The following is a 22154-nucleotide window of genomic DNA, read 5'->3' as shown; positions in this document are numbered from 1 at the left end:
CCGCCTCGGCACCTCGCCCGGACCGCGGTGAGCGGGGCCGCGTCGACGGTCATCGGTGGGCGAGGTGGGCCCGGCCCGCCTCGCGCAGCCGCGCGTGCACGCCGTCGTACGCGGTCGCCCCGCCCAGATAACGCCGGGCCACCCGGGCCAGCATCGTGTAGTTCGGGTCGCAGACGTTACCCACCGGCGCCTCACCGGCCTGGCTGATGAGCTGGTACGCGTCGAGCTGGTCCAACCCCACCAGCTCGGCCGTCCAGGTGACCAGGTCGTGCTGGCTGATCCGGTACGCGTCCTCCAGCGGCCGGGCCGAGCCGGTGCTCATCAGCGCGTCGTCGGACTCCAGGCGCGGCCACGGCGTCGACATGCCCTTCACCAGGTCGAGGATCAGCGTGGTGTTCATCGCCGCCTCGACCCCGCTGCCACACACCTCGCCGTGGCCCTGCCGGCAGTGACCGTCACCCACCGCGAACAGCGCGCCCGGCACGTTGACCCCGAAGTACGCGGTCACGCCGGCCCGCAGCTCGGGCGAGTCCATGTTGCCGCCGTGGGCGTCCGGCACGATCGTCATCCGCGACTCGAACGCCGCCGGCGCCACCCCCATGGTCCCGTGCATCGGGTCCAGCGGCAGTGCCACCGTGTAGTCGCCGCGCCGGGCCCGGTACGTCACGGTGCCGGCGGCGACGTCGACGTCGTACCTCCAGACCACCTCGTCGAGCGGCGGGTGCAGCGTGGCCGTGGCGCGCGTGCCGGTCAGCGCGCCGAAGTGCGGGAAGGTGCTGGAGACCGCCCAGTCCCGGGCCGGTTCGATGGCCACCACGTGCACCGCGAGCGTGTCCCCCGGTTCGGCGCCCTCGACGTGGATCGGCCCGGTCACCGGGTTGAGGTAGGGGAACTCGCACACCCGTGACGGCAGGTCGTCGATACCCCGCACCCGACCGCCGTAGCAGTCCTCGGTGTAGAGCTGCACGACGGTGCCGGGCCGAACCCGGAGGACCGGCTCCCGGCCGCCGAAGGTGTACGACATCTCCGCCGGCTCGGGCCGGTAGGTGACGACCTCGGTCATGGCAACTCCTCGTCTCGGTCGGTGCCGACCAGCACGGACATCCCTGTGCCGTCACGGTGCTTCCGTCGGGCGATGGCGGCACCGGCCAGTCTGTCGGAGCGTCAGGTGGCGAGGGTCGCCAGGGGCTCCAGGCCGTAGGTGCGGGCGTAGCCGTTCTCGACGCCCACGATCAGGTCGACGACCTGAAAGTAGCGGTCCCAGAAGGGGGTCTCGCGCAAGGCGTCGATCAGCAGGCGGTAGGCGTCGTGGTCGTCCGCCTCCCAGACCCAGATGTCGGTGACCCGCGCTGAGTAGAACTCCGTGTCGTAGAAGCGGGAGCGGACACCGCGGGTGCGGGCCTGGATCACGGGGAGAACGTGGGTGGTGAATGCCTCGACGCGCTCGGCCACGGTCATCGCCAGCCACTCGGGCGTGGTCTTGACAAGCATGAAAGCGGTGACCGGCGACTCGGTTCGCTCAGTGGGCATCGGCGATCTCCTGGGTGGTGAGGACGGCGGGCCTGAGCGTCTGGGCGCACCACTGCGCGAATGCGGTTGCCGGCCCCGCCTGCGGGGAGCGGTCGACGCCGGAGTCCAGGCCGTCGTCCTTGGCGCGTTTCATGTCGACCATGGCCTCGACGAACGCCTCGTTGAGCCCGTAGCCGAGCATGGTGGAGCGCAGTTCGTCGAGCGACTGACGCTGATAACGGACCGGACGGCCCAGTTCCTCGGTCATGATGCGGGCCAGGTCGTTGGGCGAGAGGTCCTGCGGGCCGAGCACAGGGACACTGCCCACGCCGGCCCACGAGCGGTCCGACAGCAGCACGGCCGCGGTGGCGGCGATGTCGGCGACGGCCACCATGGGGGCCGGACGGTCGGCGGCGACGGTGTCGGTGAAGACGCCGTCGTCGCGGATCGAGTCGACCTCCTCCAGCAGGTTCTCGTAGAAGGACGGGCAGGCCAGGGCGCGGTAGGCGACGCCGGAGTCGGCGATCAGGTCGTCCATGGCCAGGGAGGCGGTGACCAGCCCGGCCTGGGCGGCCTGCGGCGTTCCACGGCCGAGCGCCGAAACGGCGACGACATGGCCGACGCCGTGAGCGGCGAACGCCCGCGCGGCCGGGCGGGTGAAGCCGCTGTAGGCTTCGGCGGGCGGGACGGAGGCGTCCGGCGGCACCAGCCAGAACACGGCGTCCGCCCCGGCGAAGGCTCGCTCCACGGTCGCGGCGTCGCCGTGCGAGCCGACGACCACCTCGACCCGCCCACGGACGCCGTCGGGCAGCCGGGCCGGATCCCGGACGACGACACGCAACTCCTCACGGCCTGCGGGTGCGGCCTCGATCAGCAGCGACAGCAACTGTCGCCCGATGTTCCCGGTGGGACCGGTAATGACGATCATGAAACCTCGATTGTTGGATCGGCAGGACCCAGTCATCGTGCGGGTGCCGCCGCATTGCCACAATGGGAACCTCAGCATCCAATCATTGCCTGAAGTGGAATAAGTGCGGTGAGCAGCCCAGCCCCGAACCTCGACGCCAACCTCGCCGTCGCTCTCGACGCCCTGCTGACCGAGCAGAGCGTCACCCGCGCCGCCGCGCGGCTGCGGACCTCCCCCGCGGCGATGAGCCGTACCCTGGCCCGGCTGCGCCGGGTGCTCCGAGATCCACTACTTGTGCGGGCCGGACAGACGATGGTGCCCACTCCGCGCGCCGAGGCGCTGCGGGACGAGGCCGCAGCGGTGGTACGCCGGCTGGAGGCGTTGCTCGCCCCGAGCGGCGGGATCGACCCCGCGGCACTGCGGCGTACCTTCACCGTGCAGGCTGCGGACCTGGTCGGCGCCGCAGTCGCGCCCGGTCTGCTCCGGCTCGCCCGACGCCAGGCGCCGGGCGTTTCGCTGCGGGTGCTGGCGGAGGAGTGGGAGGCCGGCCCCGCGCTGCGTGACGGACGGATCGACCTGGAGATCGGGGCCATCGACCACGTCGACCCGGAGACTCGGGTCGAAGAACTCGTCACCCTGCGGATGGCGGCTGGCGTCAGGGCTGGGCACCCACTCACCGAAGGAACTCTGACGGCCGCCAGGCTCGCCGCGGCCGAGCACGTGGCGGTCAGCCGCCGGGGGCGCTTCACCGGACCGCTGGACACGGCCTTGGCCGCGCAGGGGCTCAGCCGTCGGGTCGGCGCCGTCCTGCCCGGACACCTCGCCGCGATGATGCTGGCCGCAGCCGAGGACATGGTCTGCCTGGTGCCGACCGCCCTGCCGGGCGAGCCTCCGTCACGGCTCAGCGACGCGGCGCACGCGCTGGGGCTGCGCCTGCTGGAGATCCCCCTGCCACTGCCACCACTGACGATCGGCATGGCCTGGCACCCACGCCACAGCGTCGACGGCGCCCACCAGTGGCTTCGTGACGCCGTACGCCGAGTGCTTCGTCCCGCCCGGGAGGAATAGTCGAGGCCGTACCGGGTTTGGCAGGTCCCGCACTCAGGTGGGCGTGGGGCTCGTGGGCGGGGCGGCGGCGGGCCCGTCATGGACATCCTGTGGAGCGGGCGAGGCGTTTCCTGGCTTGAGCAGGTGACGGATCAGCTCACAGGTGCGGGACGGATCTCGGACACCCCTGAGATGGGCGACGACTGTGCCTTCAGCGGTTGCCGTCACGTCGTGCCAGCCGACACTTCGGCGCTTGGCCCGTCGGACTGTCGCGCCGACCCGGGCGGTGTCGGCGGTGATGACCTCAATCTGTCCGTAGCCGAAGAACTGACCCAGTGGGGAAGGCGCGTATCGCAGGTCGACGATCCGTTGCAGAGGCACCTCGACACGATCGGACAGCGCCACCACCAGCATCCGCCGGTCGGTGACGGTCACATGATCATGGAAGGAGAGGAAGACTGGAAGAACCACGGCCATGAGCAGCACGCCCGCCAGCAGGATGCGGCTCGCAATCAGCAGGGAGAGGCACGGAAGGATGAACAGGCCGATGGCGGCGCAGGGTGCCGCTGTCCGGACAAGCAGCGCAACAGGATGCAGGCGCAGGTGAAGTTTCACCTGCTCGCCAGGAAGCGTGGCGCTGTCGTCGGCCAGTCGACGCCAGGAACCCAACTGCCAGGTCTGGGCGACGGTCCAGTCGGTGAGCCATCCGTCGAGCGGCTCAGCAATGTGGGCGCCGGGAGCCGACGGGCGGGCGGCGAGCCTCGCGGCCAGGACGGGGTCGCGCCAGCGTTGCCGGGACCAGGGCAGCGGCTGCATGACCAGTCCACCCGTTCTGGGAAGGTTCCGCCGCCGCTCGATCCAGGTGACGAACTGTTCCACGCGCTTCTGCACGAGGCTGTCGGCATCGGCTTGGGCGAGGTGATTCTGGAGCCGGAGGTGACGAAACTGGTAGACGGCGCCGATCTGCCGCAGGACGCCACGCCGGTGGGCGTCGATCAGAAACGGCATGAGCCGCCATGGCAGGCGGAACCTGAGCGCGTAGGACAGCCGCACCGCCGCGAAGCGCTGGGACGCGGGGCCGAAGGCGCTGAAGAGTAGAGTCCCAGCGGTGTCGGCCGTGGCATGGACCAGGTATCCGACGAGCATGACCGGGCCGGCGAACAGCCAGATGAGGATCGTGTGGACGGCGCGGCTGCCGACCATGGCGATCAGTCCGGCGCGTCTGTCCATCCGCATGAGCTGTGCGGGCCCGACGGCGCGGGAGACGTCCACCGACTGCACCAGCCAGGTCGGAGCGTTCACCGCCGCAAGGACACCGAACACCGCTGCCGCCATCAGGAAACCATTGGGCTTCGGCAACGCCACCTGCGGCTGCCAGGTCCGCACCACCCCGATGGTCACCAGCCCGGTCAGCGCGGCGGCGGCCCATGCCAGGGCCAGCCGAAGCCGCCAGGGCAGCCGACGGTGTTCAAAGGACGTGGGCAGTCGCGGGCTCATCACGGCACGGCTCAGCGCGGTAAGGGTGCCACCCAGGATCATCCACAGCACCACCCACGTTGCGAAGATGCCCGGTTCGAACAGCACGCCGACGTCAACCTCCGGCAGCCAGGAAGGATCGGACAAGATATCGATTTCCTTCGGCACTTCCGACGGGAGGGTGGCACCGAGGGGGCCCGCCGATGCCAGTCGGCCCATCTCGACGAAGAGGTTCTGCCCCGCGTCCGCGGCGTCCATGGCGACGACAAGGGCGACGACACCCCAGAGAAGTGCCATGCGTACGGCGGAGCGCACCGCCTCGACGAGCGATACCCAGGTGACGTTCGGATCGTTCATCCGCCACCAGGCGAGATCTCGACTGTCCGCGCGGTTCAGATCGGCGGCCAGCGCAACCAGCCACCGCCGCGCCTGGTCGGGGCGGCAGCGAAACCTGGTAGGGCCCGGCCGATCGGCGTAGACCGCGGGAATCAAGGCTTCGAGCAGGTGCTGTTCCATCGCCGCCGCATCGGCAAAGCCGAGCAGCTCTGTCGGGTCGTTGTGCTGGCGCTCGTACACGGTTCGGGCCAGCCACAGCATCAGCGGGTTCGTCAGCACCTGAGCCGGTGCGCCGTCCGGGGTGGCGGAGAAGTCATCGAAGACGGCCTGCCACCGCCCTGTCCGACCGCCTGCGGTGGCATCCAGGAGATATCGCCGCACCTCGTCGGTGGACAGCGGACGCAGGCGCACCGCTGTGGCCAGAGCTATCGAACGCCCGGCGTGATGCTCCGCGAGCCGGTACTCCTCCGGTCGGCTCGTCATCACCAGCGGCCGGTCCGAGCCGTAGGCGTTGATCTGCTCGATCACCCAGGCGCGTTCCGGCGCGGACAGCTCGTCCAGGCCGTCCAGGACGGGAAGGATCCGGCCGGCGTCGACAAGCGCTTGAGCGAGCGTGACGGGCGTGTCGTCTCCGGCCAGGACCCGCGTGGCGAGCGCCGGGCTGAGATTCACCAGTTCGTCGGCCAGCCACCGGGACAGTGTCGCTCCGGTCTGCCAGTTGCCCAGCGGCACGACGACGGGCACCGGGTCTCCGGCCGATCGTGCCGCGAGGAGATCGCGGACCAGTCGGGCCGCCAGCACGCTCTTGCCCGAACCAGCCCTGCCCAGGATGACCAGCCGTGGTGTGGTCATGGCGGTGAAGAACGCCGCGACGTCGGTGAACACGCCGCTACTGTGACCCGGAGCGCCGATCGGTCCGCCGGCTTCGCCGGTGGTGGCCGGACCGTCGACGGTCTCCCAGCGCACCGGCAGCGGCCATGGATCGTTGATCCGCCGCAGTCGTTCCTCGTTCGCCCACACTCGACCGAGCGCCACGGCCAGGTTCTCGGTGGCCTGCTGGAGGTCGATGTCGGCCAGGGGCTTCGGCTGGGCCCATCCCATGAGCCGGCGCAGGATCGCCGCCAGGGTGCCGGCGGCCAGGAGCAGGAATCCGGCGATGCCGGCGACCTTGTTGCCCCAGTCGAGATCCCGGGCGCGGACCGCCCAACCGACCCGGGCGAGCAGGGTGACGGCCGCGCCGATGACCATGACTGCGAGCAGTCGGCGTACCCGCACGCTCCGCACGCCTCATCATCACCGATGAGCCGGAGATGCTCAATCACCACCAGCCGGACCGGTGAGGACCCGGCCTCACCGGTCCGGCCGTCCATCGGGCGGTTTCGGGCATGTAACGAAGGTGATCGTGGAGAACTGATGCGGGGCGCCGCTTCCTCGCCTAAGCTGCGTCACGTAGACATCGATGTCTGTCGATAGTAGGCGTCGGTGGTCGGATCCACTTCACCGGCAACCACGGGCCTCGCATTCACCGATCCCGATTGGAGTACCCGATGACCTGGCGTCCAACCATCGCCGCCCTCACCGGCCTGAGCCTCGCGCTCACCACCGCACCAGGCTCCGCCGGCGCCGCGCCCCTTCGGGACACCGCTCATGTGAACGCTCACACCCGCCCGCTCGCCGGCCCGCCCGGCGCGCCTCCCGGGGTCTGCCCGGGCGGCACCGGGTACGGCCCACCCCTGCCGGCCACCTCCGTCTCCGCGACGAAGATCCGGAGCGGGTTCTCGTTCCTCGAAGGACCGGTCTGGATCGCCGACGGCGGCTACCTGCTGATGTCCGACATGGGCGCGGGCGCCGGGCCGAACAACGTGCAGCCCGCCACGATCCGCCGGTTCACCCCGCCGGGGACCTTCGACACCTTCGTCGCCAACGCCGGCAGCAACGGCCTGGCTCTCACCCCCGACGCCCAGCAGATCATCGCCGCCACCCACGACCAGCGCAACGTCTCCGCATACCGGCTCAACGACCAGGCCCGCAGCACCGTCGCCGCCGACTACCAGGGCCGGGCGTTCAACTCACCCAACGACGTCACGGTCCGTTCCGACGGCGTCGTCTACTTCACCGACCCCACCTTCCAGCGCGGCAACCGACCCGACCAGATGAGCGGACGTACCAGCGTCTTCCGCGTCTCCGGCGGCCAGGTGTCGCTTGTGGACGACCGGCTGCGGCAACCCAACGGCATCGCGCTCTCCCCGGACGGCAGCACGCTCTACGTGGGCGCCTACTCCGAGAACAAGATCTACAGGTACGTCGTCCAGCCCGACGGCAGCACCGGCGCCCGCAGCGTCTTCGTGAACTACCTCGGCGGTCCCGACGGGGTCACCATCGACTGCGCCGGCAACGTGTACTGGGCCTCCGGCTGGGACGGGCTGATCCACGTCTACTCGCCCGCCGGCGCGCAGCTCGGCACGATCCGCTCCGGCGGCGCCGGCACCACGAACGTGGCGTTCGGCGGACCCGACCGGCAGACCCTCTACATCACCTCCGGCCGGACGGACGACTCCGGCCTGTACAGCGTGCGACTCAACGTCCCCGGCTACCCGTACTGACGAACCCCGGAAGGAAAGCACCCGTGCGGACCAATCCCCACCAGCGCCGACACCGCGTCCCGCTCGCCCTGCTGATCTGCGCCGGCACCATCCTGACCGGCGTACCCGCCACCGCCGCGCCGGCCGCACCGGCGGCCGGGAGCCGGCCGGCGGCCCGGCCCGCCGCCGACACCAGCCCGCCCACCCGGCCGACCGGCCTGCGCAGCACCCGGCTGACCTGCCAGTCCGTCACGCTCTCCTGGTACGCCTCCCGGGACAACGTCGGCGTCGCCTTCTACGACATCTACCACGACGGCCAGCTCGTCACCTCGGTCTCGGGATGGACGCGGACCGCCACGCTCAGCGTCGTGCAGGGTGTCACCTGGGGCTGGTACGTCAACGCCCGCGACGCCGCCGGCAACGTCTCGCAGGCCAGCTCCACGCTCTCGGTCACCCCGCCGTTCTGCCAGCAGGACACGTCCCCGCCCAGCACGCCGACCAACCCGGCCGCGACGGTCAACGGCACCGACGTGACGCTCACCTGGTCGGCCTCCACCGACAACGTCGCGGTCACCGGCTACACCATCCTGCGCGACGGTACGGCGGTCGGCTCCACCACCGGCAACCCACCGGCGACCACGTTCACCGACACCGGGCTGACGCCCGACACCGACTACCGGTACACGGTGACCGCCCGGGACGCCCAGGGCAACGTCTCGGCGGCGAGCGCCGCGGTCACCGCGCACACCGGCTCCGGCTGCGCGAGCCCGGTCTGCGGCGCCACGGCGGTCACCACCGAGCGGGACCTGCCCTGGGGCCTGGTGCAACTACCAGACGGCACGGTCCTCTACGGCCGGCGCGACCTGTTCGACATCGTCGCCATGAACCCGGACGGCACCGGCAAGCACAGCATCGGCACCGTGCCGAACGTGGCCGGCACCAACGGCGAGGGCGGCGTGCTCGGGCTGGCCGTCTCGGCCACCTTCACCACCGACCACTGGCTGTACATCTACCACACCACCACGACCGACAACCGGATCGTGCGCATCCGCTACGACGGCACGCTGCAAACCACCACCGAACAGGTGCTCGTCACGGGAATCCCGCGCAACAAGTACCACAACGGCGGCCGGCTGCGCTTCGGCCCCGACGGCAAGCTCTACGCCTCCGCCGGCGACGGACAGGACCCGGACGTGGCCCAGGACACCAAGAACCTGGGCGGCAAGGTGTTGCGGCTCAACCCCGACGGCACCGTGCCGGCGGACAACCCCTTCGGCAACTACGTGTGGAGCTACGGCCACCGCAACCCGCAGGGACTCGCCTTCGACTCCCAGGGCCGGCTCTTCGAGCAGGAGTTCGGCAACAACGTCATGGACGAGACCAACATCATCGTCCGGGGCGGCAACTACGGCTGGCCCGCCTGCGAGGGCACCTCCGGCGACTGCGCCAACCCGAACTTCCGGGCCCCGATCCGGACGTACCCGGTGGCCGAGGCCTCGTGCAGCGGCATCGCGATCGTCCGGGACGTGCTCTACATCGCCTGCCTGCGCGGCAACCGGATGTACCGGGCGGAGATCAGCGGCAACACGCTCACCAACGTCCAGCAGTACTTCGTCGGGACGTACTTCCGGCTGCGCACCGTCGAACCGACCCTCGACGGCAACCTGTGGCTGACCACGAGCACCGGCGGGGACAAGGACAGCATCCCGAACAACAGCAACGAGAAGATCCTCAAGGTGACCCTCGGTGGGGCGGCGTCCGGCCCCACGAGCTGAGGGCGGATCGGAAATCCGACACCGCCGGCCCCGGAGGGTTCCGCGTCACGCGGGCGCCCTCCGGGGTGTGTCACGATGCGGCGATGACGCGTCGTACGGTCTCGACTTCGTCCACAGCGCCGTGCTGGCGGCGCAGATCCTGATCGCCACCGGGCGATCGGTCGAGGCGGCGGCTGTGCTCGCCGAGTCGAGCGAGCTTCACGAGGGGCTGCTCGCGGGGACGGAGGGGGCACCGGGTCAGGAACCGCACCGGTTCGGCGACGTTCCGCACCGGGTGCGGTCGCGGGCGGCTCGGCTCGCGTCCTTCCTGCTGACCTACAGCAGTGTCCTGACCGAACTGGAGCGCCACGAGGACGCCCTGGCCGCGTCCCGGCGCGCGGTGGACATCTACCGGGACCTGGTCGCGGACGCCGGATCGGCGTACCGGGAGGCGTTGGTCACCGCGCTGACCAACCTCGCGGTCGACCTGGGCCGACTCGGACACCATGAGGCGTGCCGCGCCACGGTGTCCGAAGCCGTCGCGCTCGCCCGCGAGCTCGCCGTGGACGGCTCGCCCACCGCCCACCTCAACCTCGCCGCGGCACTGCACGGCGCCGGCATCACGCTGATGCGGACGGACACCCCGGCCGACGCGCTCACCCCGCTCGACGAGGCCATCGCCATCTGGACGGAGCCGGCCGCCGGCGGGGACGCCGACGTTGTCGCCCACCTCGCCCGTTCGGTGAGCGTACGCGGGATGCTCCTGGCCGACCTGGACCGGCCGGACGAGGCGGAGGCCGCGTTGGAACGGGCGGTGACCCTGTACCGGCAACTCGACAGCTTCCACCTCGTCACCCAGGCGCGCTACTACGGGACGACCCTCAGGGCGCTCTCGGACCTGCAGTTCGGCCAGGGCAGGGCGGAGTCGGCCCTCGCCCAAACCAACGTGGCCGTCGCGATGTACGAGGACGTGGCACGGCGCAACGGCGTGCTGGAGTCGCTGTCGGTGGCCCATCTGGAGCGGGCACAGATCCTCTCCGCCCTGGGCCGGGACGCCGAGGCGCAGGCCGCCGACGAGGCCGCCGTCGACCGGGAACGGAAGCGGAACGAGCTGCGCGACCACATCGGCGAGAACCCGGATGAGCGTGCGTCGAAGGCCCACCTGTTCAACGATCGTGGACACCTCCACCTCCGCGCCGGTCGGCTGCCACTGGCGCTGGATCTCCTCCACCTGGCGCGTGACTGCTATCGGCGACGTGGTCATGGTCCGGACGAGATCATGTCCCTGGAGAACATCTATCTCGTCCATCGCGCGGCACGCCGCTATCCCGAGGCGTCCGACGTCCTGCGCCAGATCTTCGAGCGCTCCGCCGCGTTGGGCCTCGACGACAAGATCCGCCGGTATCGGTCGGAGATCCTCACGGCCTGCGGAATCCTGACCGAAACCGACTGGAACCCGATCATCGCCCGCGATCCGGAGCCGGAGGAGGACCTGCGCCGCATCATCAGCGAGCTCGGCGAGGACGCGCTGCGGGACCGCCGCGTCCTGGTGGTCTCCCCGGAGCAGGACGTTCTCGAAGTCGTGGGCAGCCTGAGCACGGCCGAGCGCCAGCACTTCCTGAGCGGCATCCAGCAGTGGCTCCTGGACGACGGCCAGGCACAGGGTGCGGCGCCGGACCTCCACCGTCCGGTCGAGCGCCGCCGTCCCGGACCGGCCGGGACCGGTGCCCCTGGTGGGCCGGGACGCCGCGGCGGTTGACTGCTCGGCATGACCGACACCTCGCCGGACCACATCCCGGCCCACGTCAAGAACTCCTACCCGACCTGCAACGAGTACACCCGAACGCCCCGACTCACCCCGCCCCCGACCGACGCCGGCACCGACGGGGCCGCGCCGGCGGTGCCGGCGCGCCTGGTGATCGTCCGGTGACCGTGGCTGCCGTGCTCACCGGGCGGCAGGCCAGCGGGCACCCGGACACCCCGGCGTCGCTGCCGCCAACTGGACCGACCGGCCGCTGACAACGGCCCGGCTTCGCCCTCGATCCCCGGCGTTGGCCGCCGGACTCCACCAGCGCGATTCCGGCGCCAGCCCGGCTCAGTTCACGATGGTCTTGCGGCGGGCGAGGACCGCCTGCACGACGGCGTGGGGCGCAGTGGCCGGGTTACCGGCCTGGTAGGGCGGTTGCGGCTGGTACTCGTGGGCGAGTTGGATGGCCTGGGCGGTGATGTCCCCGCCGATGCGACCGGCAAGGGTGAAGGCCATGTCGAGGCCGGCTGAGACGCCGGCGGCGGTGATGTATTTGCCGTCGGCGACGACGCGTTCGCTCACCGGGACGGCACCGAGCGGGGCGAGGTCGTCGCGACACAGCCAGTGGGTGGTAGCTCGTCGGCCGGTCAGCAGGCCGGCGGCGGCGAGCAGCAGCGAGCCCGTGCAGACCGAGGCGGTCCAGGTGCTGTTCCGGTCAGCGGCACGCAGCCAGCGCTGGACCGGGCCGTCGTGCATGTGCGCGTTCTGTCCCGGGCCGCCAGGGACGACGATCACGTCCGGGCTGGGCACGTCGGCGAGCGCCGCGTCGGCGTACAGGCGCAGGCTGCCGACCTCGTTGCCGACCGGGCCAGGCTGTTCGGCGACGAACGTGACGTGTGCTCCGGGCAGGTGGCTGAGCACATCGTAGGGGCCGACCGCGTCCAGCGCGGTGAAGCGGTCGAAGAGCAGGATCGCGATCTGCATGGCTGTCTTCCCCTCAGAACCGGCGCCGGTACTCGGCAGGTGGGATGCCCAGGACGCGGATGAAGGCGCGGCGCATCGCCTCGCTCGTGCCGTAGCCGCATCGGGCAGCGATCCGGTCGATACTGTCGTCATTTTCTTCCAGCAGGCGGCGGGCGGTTTCGAGGCGCACACCGTCGACGTAGCGGCCTGGAGTCTCGCCGACCTCTGCGGTGAACGCCCGGGCGAACTGCCGCGGCGACAGGCTGGCCCGCCGGGCCAGTGCCGGGACACGGAGGTCGGCGTGCGGGTTGTCGGCGATCCACCGCTGCACCTCCCGCAACCGGGGACGGCTCGCGACCTGGGCGGAGAGCTGGGCGCTGAACTGTGTCTGGTTGGCCGGGCGGCGCAGGAACATCACCAGGTGCCGAGCGATGGCCAGCGCGACATCACGGCCGAGGTCCTCCTCGACCAGCGCGAGCGCGAGATCGATGCCGGCGGTCACGCCGGCAGAGGTGGCGATCGGCCCATCGCGTACGAAGATCGGCTCTGGATCGACCTGAACGTCGGGATACCGTCGTGCCAGGGTGCCGCAGACTCGCCAGTGACTGGTGGCCCGGCGGCCGGCCAGCAGCCCGGCCTCGGCCAGAAAGAACGCGCCGCTGCACACCGACACCACCCGCCGCGCCCGCGATGCGTGCGCCCGCAGCCATTCCACGATCGACGGATCGATGTCCCGGGTGCCCTCGCCGCCCGGCACGACCACGGTGTCCAGTGGCGGCACGGCGGACAGGTCCGCATCGGGTGTCACGGTGAGGCCGCTCGACGTGCGTACCACCTCGCCGTCGGTGCTGGCGGTCATGACCCGGTACGCCGAACCAGCGCCCGCGAACACCTCCAGCGGGCCGGTCACGTCGAGACTCTGCACACCTGCGAACAGCAGGATCAGCACGTTGCGACCGGACATGCCACACAGCCTGATGCCTCGCCCCCGTGGCGGCAACGTCGTAGATCCCACCTTTCCTGCCGTGGCAAACGCCGACCTGGGCGGCAGATCACCGTCCACGACGCCAGAAGAACCTGCGCGACCGGTTGCTGGTGGCGTTGCGTCACACCTGGGCGAGGTCGCGGCTGGCGGTGGCTCGAATGGCCCGGGGCCAGGTCCATGCGGCGCGCAGGATGAAGGCCAGGAGCAGCAGTTCGAGCCCGATGGAGAGGCCGTAGAAGTAGAGATAGGACCAGGACTCGCCGTTCGCGTTGTACACGGTGACGGGAATGTAGAGCGTCGCCACGGTGAGGTTGGTGGCGCGGTTGACGCGGGCGGGAAGTGTCGTGGAGAGAATGATCATGAGGATCGGGATGGCCATGAGTGTGAGCGCGAGGGCGACGAAGGTCGGCCCGGTGTCGAACTCGTGAACGGCGCCGGCCAGGATGTCGTCGACGAAGCCGGGCTTGTACAGGGCGAGGTAGTCAACATAGATGTAGAGGAACATGAAGCTGCCCCAGGCGGCGGCGAGCTTCGCCTGGACCGGGAGGTGCGGCTCCTGGAGCGCACCGACTGCTTTCCTGGTTCTGGTCATCACGTCTCCCGGGTGCGGTGTCAGCCAGGTCGGCTCACTCGATGTCCTCACTATGAGCAGCGCTGACGGGTGCCACATCCGCTTGCGGGCTCGGGCTGTCCCGGCCCCAGGCACGGCACGTTCGCCGTACTTTCGGCTGATCCGCCCGAGCGGCGGCCCCCTTACGTTCGGCGAGAGGGGGAAGCATGCTTGCTGGGATCTGGGCCGAGCCTCGCCCCGCGCGCCCGCCGGTGAGGGTGTGGCGGGACTGGACGCTGTCCTCGGCCCTTGTCGTGATCTCGGTCGTCGAGATGCTGCTGCGCGACGACCGGGCATGGGCGCCACTGCTGGTCGGTGTCAGCGTCGTGGTCGCGGCGTGCCTGCTGTACCGACGTACACGGCCGCTGGCGGCGGTCACCGTTGCCTTCGGAACCGTTCTCGCCTTCGACATCGCGAGGATCGCGGTCATTGACGCCTCCGGCCTGCTGGGCACCGCAGGGCTGCTCGTCCTGCCCTACGCCCTGCTGCGCTGGGGAGCAGGGCGCGAGGTTGCCCTCGGACTCGCCGTCATCCTCACCTGGATACCCGTCACCCTCGTCGCGGAGCCGACCTCACCCGCCGAGAAGGCCGCCGGTTACGGCTTCTTCCTGTTCTCGGCCGCGCTCGGAGCGGCGGTGCGCTACCGCACCAGAAGCCACGACCGCGACATCGAGCAGGTCCGGCTCCGCCAGCGCAACGAACTCGCCCGCGAGCTGCACGACACGGTCGGCCATCACGTCTCGGCCATCGCCGTTCAGGCACAGGCAGGTCGCGCGCTGGCCGCCGCGGATCCGAAGCGCGCGCTGGCCACCCTGGTCACCATCGAGGAAGAGGCGTCCCGGACACTCAGGGAGATGCGAGCCCTCGTGGGCGCGCTGCGCGACGGAACGGACGCCGAGCTCGCGCCCCGGCGAGGGGTGGTGGACATCAGACGACTCACTCGTCCCGGCGGCGAGGTGCTGGGCGTCCGCGTGCAGGTCTCCGGTGACGCCGAGGCCGTTGAGCCGGCAGTCGGCACCGCCCTTTACCTGATCGCCGCCGAGGCCGTCACCAACGCGACCCGCCACGCCCGCGGCGCCACCGGAGTCACCGTCGGCGTCACCGCATCCCACAGCCGGGTGCACCTGCGGGTGCACGACGACGGCGAGGCGACCACGACCAGTTCCCCGCACGCCGGCTACGGGCTGCGCGGCATGGCGGAGCGGGCGAACCTGCTCGGCGGCACCCTCCGTGCGGGCCCTGACCCGGATGGCGGCTGGAGCGTCGACGCCTCGCTGCCTCGGACAATGCGGCCGTCATGACCATCCGCGTGCTGGTCGCGGACGACCAGGACATCGTCAGGGCGGGGCTCTGCATGATCCTGGACGCCCAACCGGGCATCGCCGTCGTCGGCGACGCCGCCGACGGCCGCCGGGCGATCGCCATGGCCCGTTCGCTGCGCCCCGACGTGTGCCTGCTGGACATCCGCATGCCCGAGGTCGACGGAATCGAAGCCACCCGCCAGCTCGCCGGGGCCGACGTCGCCGATCCTCTCGCCGTCGTCGTCATCACCACCTTCGACCTCGATGAGTACGTCTACGGCGCGCTGAAGGCGGGCGCCCGGGGCTTCCTCCTCAAGGACGCCGGCGCCGAGATGCTCACCCAGGCCATCCATGCTGCCGCCCGCGGCGACGCCCTGATCGCACCGAACATCACCGCGAGACTCCTGTCCTCCTTCGCGAACACCCGCTCGCGCTCGGTGCCACCTGAGCCGGTCGAGCCGCTGACCGCTCGCGAGGAACAGGTCCTGCTGGCTGCCGCTCGCGGGCGGACCAACAGCGAGATCGGCGACGAGCTGTCCATCAGCCTCAGCACCGTCAAGACCCACGTCGCCGCCCTGATGCGCAAGCTCAACGCCCGCAACCGCGTCGAGATCGTGATGTGGGCCTACGAGACACGCCGCGTCGGCACCTGATCGGCGCCCTCGCCGACCGCCTGTCGTGACGTGCGGTGGCGATCCGCGCGTCGATCAGGTGCCAGCCGCGATCGTCGTCGCGTGCGTTGACGCCCCAGTGGTCGTCGAAGCGGCCGTCGGTGAGGTGACCGGCGAAACCGGCCGGGGCTTCACCCCGCGCCGAAGATGGAGAAGGACGCCCAGTTGGTGGGTGCGGCGAACGGGCGGACTCGGTAGGCCGGATCGGACGCGACCGCGGCCTGGCGGGACCAGGCCCATGCGGCCGGCGGTCCTTCGCCGTTGAGCAGCTTCTCCGCGTGGTCCTGCCAGGTGGTGTACTCCTCCTGGTTGTGCGCGGCCCGGTGGGCGGTGGCGAGTATCCGGCAGGCCAGCGTGGTCCGCTCGTCTCCGGTGGTGCCGTCGCGCACCGCCCAGGCGACCAGGTCGCGGGCGGTGGCGTCGCGCAGCCGTCGTTGAGCGCCGGCCAACGCCTGCCCGATGTCGTCGAGGGCCAGCGCGGTGGTCGCGTCCACCTGGTCGTAGAACCAGGTCATCAGCAGTGCCGTGGACAGGTCGGGCACCCGGCGGAAGCTGACGACCAGCGCCGCGGCGCCCGCGGCGAGCAGGGTGCGGCCGAGGCCGGCCAACTCGTCGCCGGCGTCGACGTGGTGCCGCCCGCTGCGGCACGCGCTGAGCACGACCAGGGCGCCGGACCAGTTGAGCCCGGCGAGCTGCGACAGGGTGACCAGGTCGGGTTCGCCGCCTTCGGTGGCCAGGATCAGCCCGCTGCGGTCCGGGCGGTGTTCGTTGAACACCGCGTGGCAGGCCAGGTGCACCAGCCGGACGGGTTCCCGAAGCGCATGCGTGAGCCAGTCGGCGGTCACCGCTGATCCGAGCCGTGGCCCGGCCGCACCGAGCCGGATCGCGGCGTGGACGCACTCGCCGCGGGCGAAGGGCAGGTCGCCGAGGGGGTCACCACCGATCACCACCGCGCCGTCCCGCGGGCGCGGCGCCGCGGTTCGGGTGCTGCGCAGGGCCGATGCGCTGGGGAGTAGGTAGGTGCGGGGGCGGACCTCCGGGACGCCGTCCGCGCCGGGCCGGAGATGCAGCGGTGCGAGGTGCAGACGCTGGTGGGGCACGACGAAAACCGGTCCGGCTCCGGCCGCGTCGTCGATGAGGCGGCTGAGCCGGGCGTACGCGGCGTTGGTGAGTAGCTGGTCCGTCGCGGACGCCGAGTCGTCGACGAGGAGGGGCACCAGGTCGAGGAGGTCCGGGTCGTCGACGTCCGCGACGTGACGGGTGGTCAGGCCGCCGGCGGAGGCGACAAAGGCGTGCACGGCCCGGTCGCCGCAGAAGAACTCGACCAGCGTGCCACCGTCCGGCGTGGCGAGCAGCGCCGCGGCCTCCGACGCGGTGATCGGTTCGGCCAAGCGATGGGCTCTCACCTGCGGCTGGTCGTCGGCGAGGCGGTCCCAGAGGCCGGTGAGCTCGGTGCGGAGGCGGTCCAGCTCTCCCTGGTTCTCAAACAGCCGGCGCGCCTGGTCGCGCGGTGACGCCGGGTCGTCGGGATTGATTGTCAGCGCCTGGCCCACCTGCCCGCGCAGCCGCTCGAGCTGCTGCCACAGCCGGCTCTCCTCGGCGAGCAGCGGTTGATCGGTCGCGCCGGACGGCTGCCGGGCGCCGAGCGCCCGCAGCAGCGAGCGCGACTTCGCCCGTTCGAGTAGGTGAAACGCTTCTTGGCCGTGACCGAGGTGCAGGGCGAGTTCGGCGGCCGACAGGTAGTGCATCGTCGCATCGACGGCCAGGTAGTCGGCCTCGCTCAGGTCGAGCGCACCGGAATTGAGCTGCTCGAATGCCGAGAAAGCGGCCCGGAATCGGCGCAGGGCGTCGTCGGTCCACCGGCCGGCCCGCAGGTCGATCGTGCCCAGGCTGACGTTGACGTAGTACTGCAGGCGCGGCTCGGTGGTGTCCGCGCCTATCGCCAGCAGCTCTCGCTGGATCGGGACGGTCTCGTCGAACCGTTCCTGACGGGCCAGGAACCGGACGAGCCGATAGAGCCTCGCGACCCGGATGCTGAGCGGTAGATCCCCGACGTCGTCCAGGGAGCGCCGCAGGTAGCGCTCCGCGAGCTCGACCGCGCCGTATGTCTGGCACAGGCCGTACTCCATGCGGTCGAGCGCGCCGCCGTCGAACTCGTGCACGCTCCGGCCAGCCTGTTCAGCGACGAAGGTCAGCAGGGCTCGTGCCTGGGCGAGCAACTCCAGCGAGTTCAGCCCGTCGCTTCCGCCGGCTCTCTCCGCGACGCCGCAGAGCCCGATCAGCGCGCCGGCTTCGGACTGGGCGTCGCCGATCCGGTGGGCGTTCTGGCGCGCCTGCTCGAACGCGGTCCACGCCTCGGCGTCCTCGCCGGTGGCCGCATAGAGGCTGCCGAACGCCGTCCAGACCCGGGACAGCCGGTGGCGGGCACCGAGGTGTCGCCAGATCAGCTCGGCCAGCCGCAGCCGGGGGGCGGCGTCGACGTACCGGCGCTCCAGGATCAGCCGCTCGGCTTCGGCCACGCTGTGTTTAGCGGTGACCTCGTTGAACGCGTACCTGAAGCCCTCCAGGGTCCAGCCGTCCGCACGGCGTCGGGCGACCACGTCGCGCAGCATCGCATCGAAGTCGGGATGGCTGAGCGACAGCACCTCGGGATCGTTCAGGCGGCGACGGATCTCCTCGTTGATCGACTCGACCTGACGCCGGTAGCCCTCGGTGTAGTGCGCCGCGTCGACCTGTGCGTGCAGCCGGTGAATGAGGTCGTGCGCCGCGACGAAGGCCTCCGTGGCCGTGGCCGGGTCGGTGTCGCCGGCCATGACGGCGAGGTTGACGAGCGATTTGTACCGGTGGTAATCGGAGCCTGCCTCGGCCAGCAGCGCCGCGGCCTGCCTACTGTGCTCGATCGCCTCGCTGATCTTGCCCTGACGAAACAGCTCCCGGCCGAGGTTGTCGAGGATGATGCCCCGCCCCTCGGCACCGACGCCCTGCTGGCCGAGCGCCTCCCGGTACAGGTCGGCGGCCCGGTCGTCGCGCATCCTGTGCAACACTTCGGCCTGGCTCTGTAGTACCGCGGCGAGGTTGGGGCCGTCGCTGCAATACCGGGTGAGCTTGACCGCCACGCCGTACCACTTGTTCGCCTCCGGCAGGTCGCCCTCGGCCAGCTCCACCGATGCGAACCCCGCGATCGCGATGCTGCGCAACAGGACGGCGGTGCGGTCAGTCTCGTCGCCGAGGTCGCAGGCGATCTGGTACGCCCGGCCGTAGTGCCTGCGAGCGTCGTCGAAACGCCGATTCGTCCGGGCACATTGGCCGAGCAACTTGAACACCACGAAGCTGGTCTCGCTGATGAACGTGCGCGCGGGCTCCTCGGCGGCGGTCAGGACCTGCTCGGCCTCGGCCACGCGGCCGGCACCCAGCAGCGCGGTGGCCCGGCTGGCAAGCCGGGACATCTCCTCGTGGCGACCCCTGATCTGGGCGACCGACTTGGCGTCGAGGACCTCGACCCGCGGCTCGTCCTTTTTGCGCCTACGCTCAAACATCGGCCACCGCGCCACGGAGGATCGCCTCGGGATCGTCGTCCCGGTCGGGAGCTGGTCGGCCGCCCCCCGGATCGATGTCACGGTACCCGGCACCGCCGCGGCCGAACCGGTCGACCAACTCGGCGTAGCGGCGCTCGTACTCGGCGAAGAGGATCTCCTGCTGCGGCTGGGTCAGTTCGTCGGTGAAGATCGCTCCGGCGGTCTGGCGCCACAGGCGCCGCGCCGCCCGCAGGTCACCGTCGACGACGCACCGCCGGGTCTGCTGCCAGAGCCGGTAGAACTCGAGCTGGCGATAGTCGTCCCGGAACGGCCGTGCCTCGAGGCCGACCACGATGAAGTCATGTTCCCGGTACGGCGTCGCGGTGCCGCCGTGCATCCGGTGCAGCCGCCCGTCCTTCACGCACAGGCTGGCCACCTCGTCGGGCGTCATGCCGGCCTCCGGTCGGCGGAGGATGGCGAAGTTCGCCGGCGCCAGCGTGGTCGCCGAGACCGGCTCACCCGGGCCGTTCGGCGCGGTCCAGGAGTGGTAGGCGCCGACTCGCAACTCCAGGTCGTCGGTGGACAGAAACGACTCCACACCGCGGATCAGCGTGTCCGCGACCGGCGCCGCCGCGGTCAGGCCGGTGAAACCCACCACGCTGGCGATCTCCTCGATCAGCTTCAGCGAGGGCACCAGCCAGTCGGCCGTCTTCAGCCGGAACAGGGCGATCAGCAGGCTGACGTCGTCGCCCTCGTAGGGCACGGGACCGGCGACGCGTACGTTGCGGATCTCGACGGCGTCGTCGGCTCTGCTGACCTGAAACCGGTTGCTGAGCGCGGCCGAGCCCAGCACGCTGGGCACCGCGACCCGCCGACCCTGGTTGATGAACTCGGACACGACGGTCGCGAACGGCACGTACTCCCGCCACAACTGCCGCTCCTCGGTCAGCCACATCTGCCGGATGCGGACCTCGAGATAGACCTCGTTCGGCACGAACGCCGGGGAGGGCCCAACGGGATTCGCCTCGCCGACGGTCGGAACGGCAATCGCGACCACCCCCTCCGCCTGCCGTCTCAGCACCCGGCTGACCAACTGCCCGACTCCCATGTCACTCCCTCGTGGCCCACTCGGGAACGTGCCGTACGCGCTTGTTCGCCGACAGTGACCAGAATAGAAGACGGTCGCTCTGCCGGGTCAGTGCCGACAGGGCACTGGATCCTCGGCTGCGCCGGCTAGTGGAACTGGCGCTGGTAGCGCAGCCAGCCTTCGTCGAGCAGCCGGAAACCTGCGTCGATGGTGGACTCCGGGTTGGCGGCCCGGGTTGCGCTGAGCTGGATCTGGAGGGCGAAGCGGACGTAGAAGCGGATCTCGTCGCTGGGCTCGGGAAGCCCGAACTCCCGCGTGATCGCCGCGATCAGGGCGTCTTCGTGGCGGAACCACATGCGTTCGGCGTACTCGACCAGGGCGGGTGTCTGTTCCATCAAGGCGAGGACCGGCCGCTCATGTTCGGACCCGAGCGCGGCCATCTCCGCCAGGTAGTGCGCCTTGAGCGCGACGGAGATCGATGTGCCCGGCGGTCGGTCGGCCACTGCCGCGACGAGCCGGTCGTGTCGCACGTCCTCGTCACCGAACGCGAGGGCCTCCTTGTGCGGGAAGTGCGTGAAGACGGTGGTCGGCGACACGTCCGCCCGGTCGGCGATCTCGCGGACGCTCACCGCGTCGAACCCTCGTTCCAGGAACAGTTCGTGGGCGGCCTGCACGATCGATGCCCGGGTCGCTGCCTTCTTGCGCTCCCGTCGCCCGCTTCGCTGCCCCTCGCTCATGCCGACATCGTACTGGACCCGCTGGCCATATGTATTGACTCCATAACTGGTGTTGATACAGTATCGGTGTCGTACCGGATATTGATCGGCGGTATCAACACGCGCGGCGAGATGCCGGGAGAGAAGGAACCGTGAACGCAAACGCCCAGGTGGACGCTCAGCAGAGGCAACGCTCCGCGGCCGGGGTCGCGCTCATCGCCGGAGGACTGGTCTTCTTCGTCGCGGAGTTCATCGCCGCCGCCGCGTGGACGCATCCGCCCTACAGCTACACCTACGACTACATCAGCAACCTCGGCGTGCACGGCCCCACGCAGGGGTTCGGGCAACTCATGTACTCGCCGCTGGCGTGGGTCATGAACACCGGATTCTTCCTGTTCGGGATCGTCCTGTTCGCCGGCACCGCCATGCTCACCGGCCTGCACGGCCCACGCGGCTGGGCAGTACGCACCCTCGCCTTCCTGATCGCGGCCGGCGGCGTGCTGCTGGCCTTCTTCCACGGCACCGGCGAGACGCCCGACAGCGGTGCCATCGACTTCCACTCGGTGGGCGCCCTGGCCAGCATCATCAGCGGCAACGTACTGATCATCATGCTCGGGCGCGCGCATCGACAGGCCGGAATCGATACCACCACCGGCCGAGCCATGGTCGCCCTCGGGGTCTTCGGTCTTCTCTCGCTGGTCGGCTTCATGGCCGTCGCCGGCTCATCGGCCAGCCTGATCGGCCTGGTCGAACGCTGCGCGGTCTATCCCATCCTGGTCGGCTTCATCTGCGCCGGCAGGTCCATCTGGAAGGGCAATCGACGGTCGACGACGGGCAACGCATAGACAGCCACGATCCAGATCCGCGACAGACCTCCGGACCACCCGGTCACCCACGGGCAGTCCAGCCAAATCAGTGCACGCGAGGTTCCGCATCCCGACCACAAGA

The 22154-nt window shown here is 70.6% G+C and carries 18 protein-coding genes; 8 read left to right on the top strand and 10 right to left on the bottom strand.

The genetic code is table 11. The features are described 5' to 3' along the window. Nucleotides 1-49: 49 nt before the first annotated feature. The 3 genes from O7619_RS12960 to O7619_RS12950 form a co-directional block, all read right to left on the bottom strand. Complete coding sequence (locus O7619_RS12960) at nt 50-1063, bottom strand: acetamidase/formamidase family protein (RefSeq protein WP_282287916.1); 1014 nt, start codon at nt 1061-1063, stop codon at nt 50-52. A 101-nt stretch (nt 1064-1164) separates the two neighbouring features. Further along, nucleotides 1165-1530, bottom strand: coding sequence for a darcynin family protein (locus O7619_RS12955; RefSeq protein ID WP_282287915.1), 366 nt, complete (start codon nt 1528-1530; stop codon nt 1165-1167). Continuing rightward, nucleotides 1520-2437, bottom strand: a complete 918-nt coding sequence (locus O7619_RS12950; RefSeq protein WP_282287914.1) for an NAD(P)H-binding protein — start codon at nt 2435-2437, stop codon at nt 1520-1522. The genes O7619_RS12955 and O7619_RS12950 overlap by 11 nt, the downstream gene beginning before the upstream one ends. A gap of 108 nt (nt 2438-2545) precedes the next feature. On the opposite strand from O7619_RS12950, the gene O7619_RS12945 reads away from it, so the two are divergent. Continuing rightward, nucleotides 2546-3484 carry a LysR family transcriptional regulator gene (locus O7619_RS12945; protein ID WP_282287913.1) on the top strand — a complete coding sequence of 313 codons (939 nt, stop codon included), beginning with the start codon at nt 2546-2548 and terminating at the stop codon, nt 3482-3484. A gap of 33 nt (nt 3485-3517) precedes the next feature. Here O7619_RS12945 and O7619_RS12940 read toward each other — a convergent pair whose 3' ends face one another. After that, a complete protein-coding gene (locus O7619_RS12940) occupies nt 3518-6559 on the bottom strand; it encodes an NACHT domain-containing protein (RefSeq protein WP_282287912.1) in 3042 nt (1013 codons plus the stop codon). 263 nt (nt 6560-6822) lie between these two features. Here O7619_RS12940 and O7619_RS12935 point away from each other — a divergent pair, with 263 nt between their 5' ends. The 4 genes from O7619_RS12935 to O7619_RS12920 all read left to right on the top strand — a co-directional run bounded on the left by O7619_RS12935 (nt 6823) and on the right by O7619_RS12920 (nt 11541). Continuing rightward, the gene (locus O7619_RS12935; RefSeq protein WP_282287909.1) at nt 6823-7878 is read left to right on the top strand and encodes an SMP-30/gluconolactonase/LRE family protein; all 1056 of its coding nucleotides are present in this window, start codon (nt 6823-6825) and stop codon (nt 7876-7878) included. A 23-nt stretch (nt 7879-7901) separates the two neighbouring features. Further along, nucleotides 7902-9632, top strand: coding sequence for a PQQ-dependent sugar dehydrogenase (locus O7619_RS12930; RefSeq protein WP_282287907.1), 1731 nt, complete (start codon nt 7902-7904; stop codon nt 9630-9632). Between the two features lie 67 nt (nt 9633-9699). Continuing rightward, nucleotides 9700-11370: a tetratricopeptide repeat protein gene (locus O7619_RS12925; RefSeq protein ID WP_282287906.1), complete on the top strand. Its 1671-nt coding sequence runs from the start codon at nt 9700-9702 to the stop codon at nt 11368-11370. A 9-nt stretch (nt 11371-11379) separates the two neighbouring features. After that, nucleotides 11380-11541, top strand: a complete 162-nt coding sequence (locus O7619_RS12920; RefSeq protein ID WP_282287905.1) for a hypothetical protein — start codon at nt 11380-11382, stop codon at nt 11539-11541. A gap of 165 nt (nt 11542-11706) precedes the next feature. Here the strand turns inward: O7619_RS12920 and O7619_RS12915 are convergent, their stop codons facing one another. The 3 genes from O7619_RS12915 to O7619_RS12905 all read right to left on the bottom strand — a co-directional run bounded on the left by O7619_RS12915 (nt 11707) and on the right by O7619_RS12905 (nt 13898). Continuing rightward, entirely contained in the window at nt 11707-12342 is a 636-nt protein-coding gene (locus O7619_RS12915) for a DJ-1/PfpI family protein (RefSeq protein ID WP_282287904.1), read from the bottom strand. A 13-nt stretch (nt 12343-12355) separates the two neighbouring features. Next, complete coding sequence (locus O7619_RS12910) at nt 12356-13270, bottom strand: GlxA family transcriptional regulator (protein WP_282287902.1); 915 nt, start codon at nt 13268-13270, stop codon at nt 12356-12358. Nucleotides 13271-13427: 157 nt separating this feature from the next. Beyond that, a complete protein-coding gene (locus tag O7619_RS12905) occupies nt 13428-13898 on the bottom strand; it encodes a DUF6326 family protein (RefSeq protein ID WP_282287900.1) in 471 nt (156 codons plus the stop codon). Nucleotides 13899-14083: 185 nt separating this feature from the next. On the opposite strand from O7619_RS12905, the gene O7619_RS12900 reads away from it, so the two are divergent. Next, on the top strand, nt 14084-15217 hold the full coding sequence (locus O7619_RS12900; protein ID WP_282287899.1) for a histidine kinase: 1134 nt from the start codon (nt 14084-14086) through the stop codon (nt 15215-15217). Next, the gene (locus O7619_RS12895) at nt 15214-15870 is read left to right on the top strand and encodes a response regulator transcription factor (RefSeq protein ID WP_282287898.1); all 657 of its coding nucleotides are present in this window, start codon (nt 15214-15216) and stop codon (nt 15868-15870) included. Before O7619_RS12900 ends, O7619_RS12895 begins: the two co-directional genes overlap by 4 nt. Before the next feature lie 149 nt (nt 15871-16019). Here O7619_RS12895 and O7619_RS12890 read toward each other — a convergent pair whose 3' ends face one another. The 3 genes from O7619_RS12890 to O7619_RS12880 all read right to left on the bottom strand — a co-directional run bounded on the left by O7619_RS12890 (nt 16020) and on the right by O7619_RS12880 (nt 21227). Next, complete coding sequence (locus tag O7619_RS12890) at nt 16020-19424, bottom strand: CHAT domain-containing protein (protein WP_282287896.1); 3405 nt, start codon at nt 19422-19424, stop codon at nt 16020-16022. Next, on the bottom strand, nt 19417-20511 hold the full coding sequence (locus O7619_RS12885; protein WP_282287894.1) for a hypothetical protein: 1095 nt from the start codon (nt 20509-20511) through the stop codon (nt 19417-19419). Before O7619_RS12885 ends, O7619_RS12890 begins: the two co-directional genes overlap by 8 nt. Nucleotides 20512-20636: 125 nt before the next feature. Further along, nucleotides 20637-21227, bottom strand: a complete 591-nt coding sequence (locus O7619_RS12880; RefSeq protein ID WP_282287892.1) for a TetR/AcrR family transcriptional regulator — start codon at nt 21225-21227, stop codon at nt 20637-20639. Nucleotides 21228-21358: 131 nt separating this feature from the next. Between O7619_RS12880 and O7619_RS12875 the strand changes: the two genes are divergently transcribed. Then, entirely contained in the window at nt 21359-22051 is a 693-nt protein-coding gene (locus O7619_RS12875) for a DUF998 domain-containing protein (RefSeq protein ID WP_282287891.1), read from the top strand. The last annotated feature ends 103 nt before the right edge of the window (nt 22052-22154 follow it).

The organism is Micromonospora sp. WMMD998 (assembly GCF_029581235.1).
Taxonomy (GTDB): domain Bacteria; phylum Actinomycetota; class Actinomycetes; order Mycobacteriales; family Micromonosporaceae; genus Micromonospora.
The sequence above is the reverse complement of the archived record's forward strand: the minus strand, read 5'-3'. Positions and strand labels throughout refer to the sequence as shown.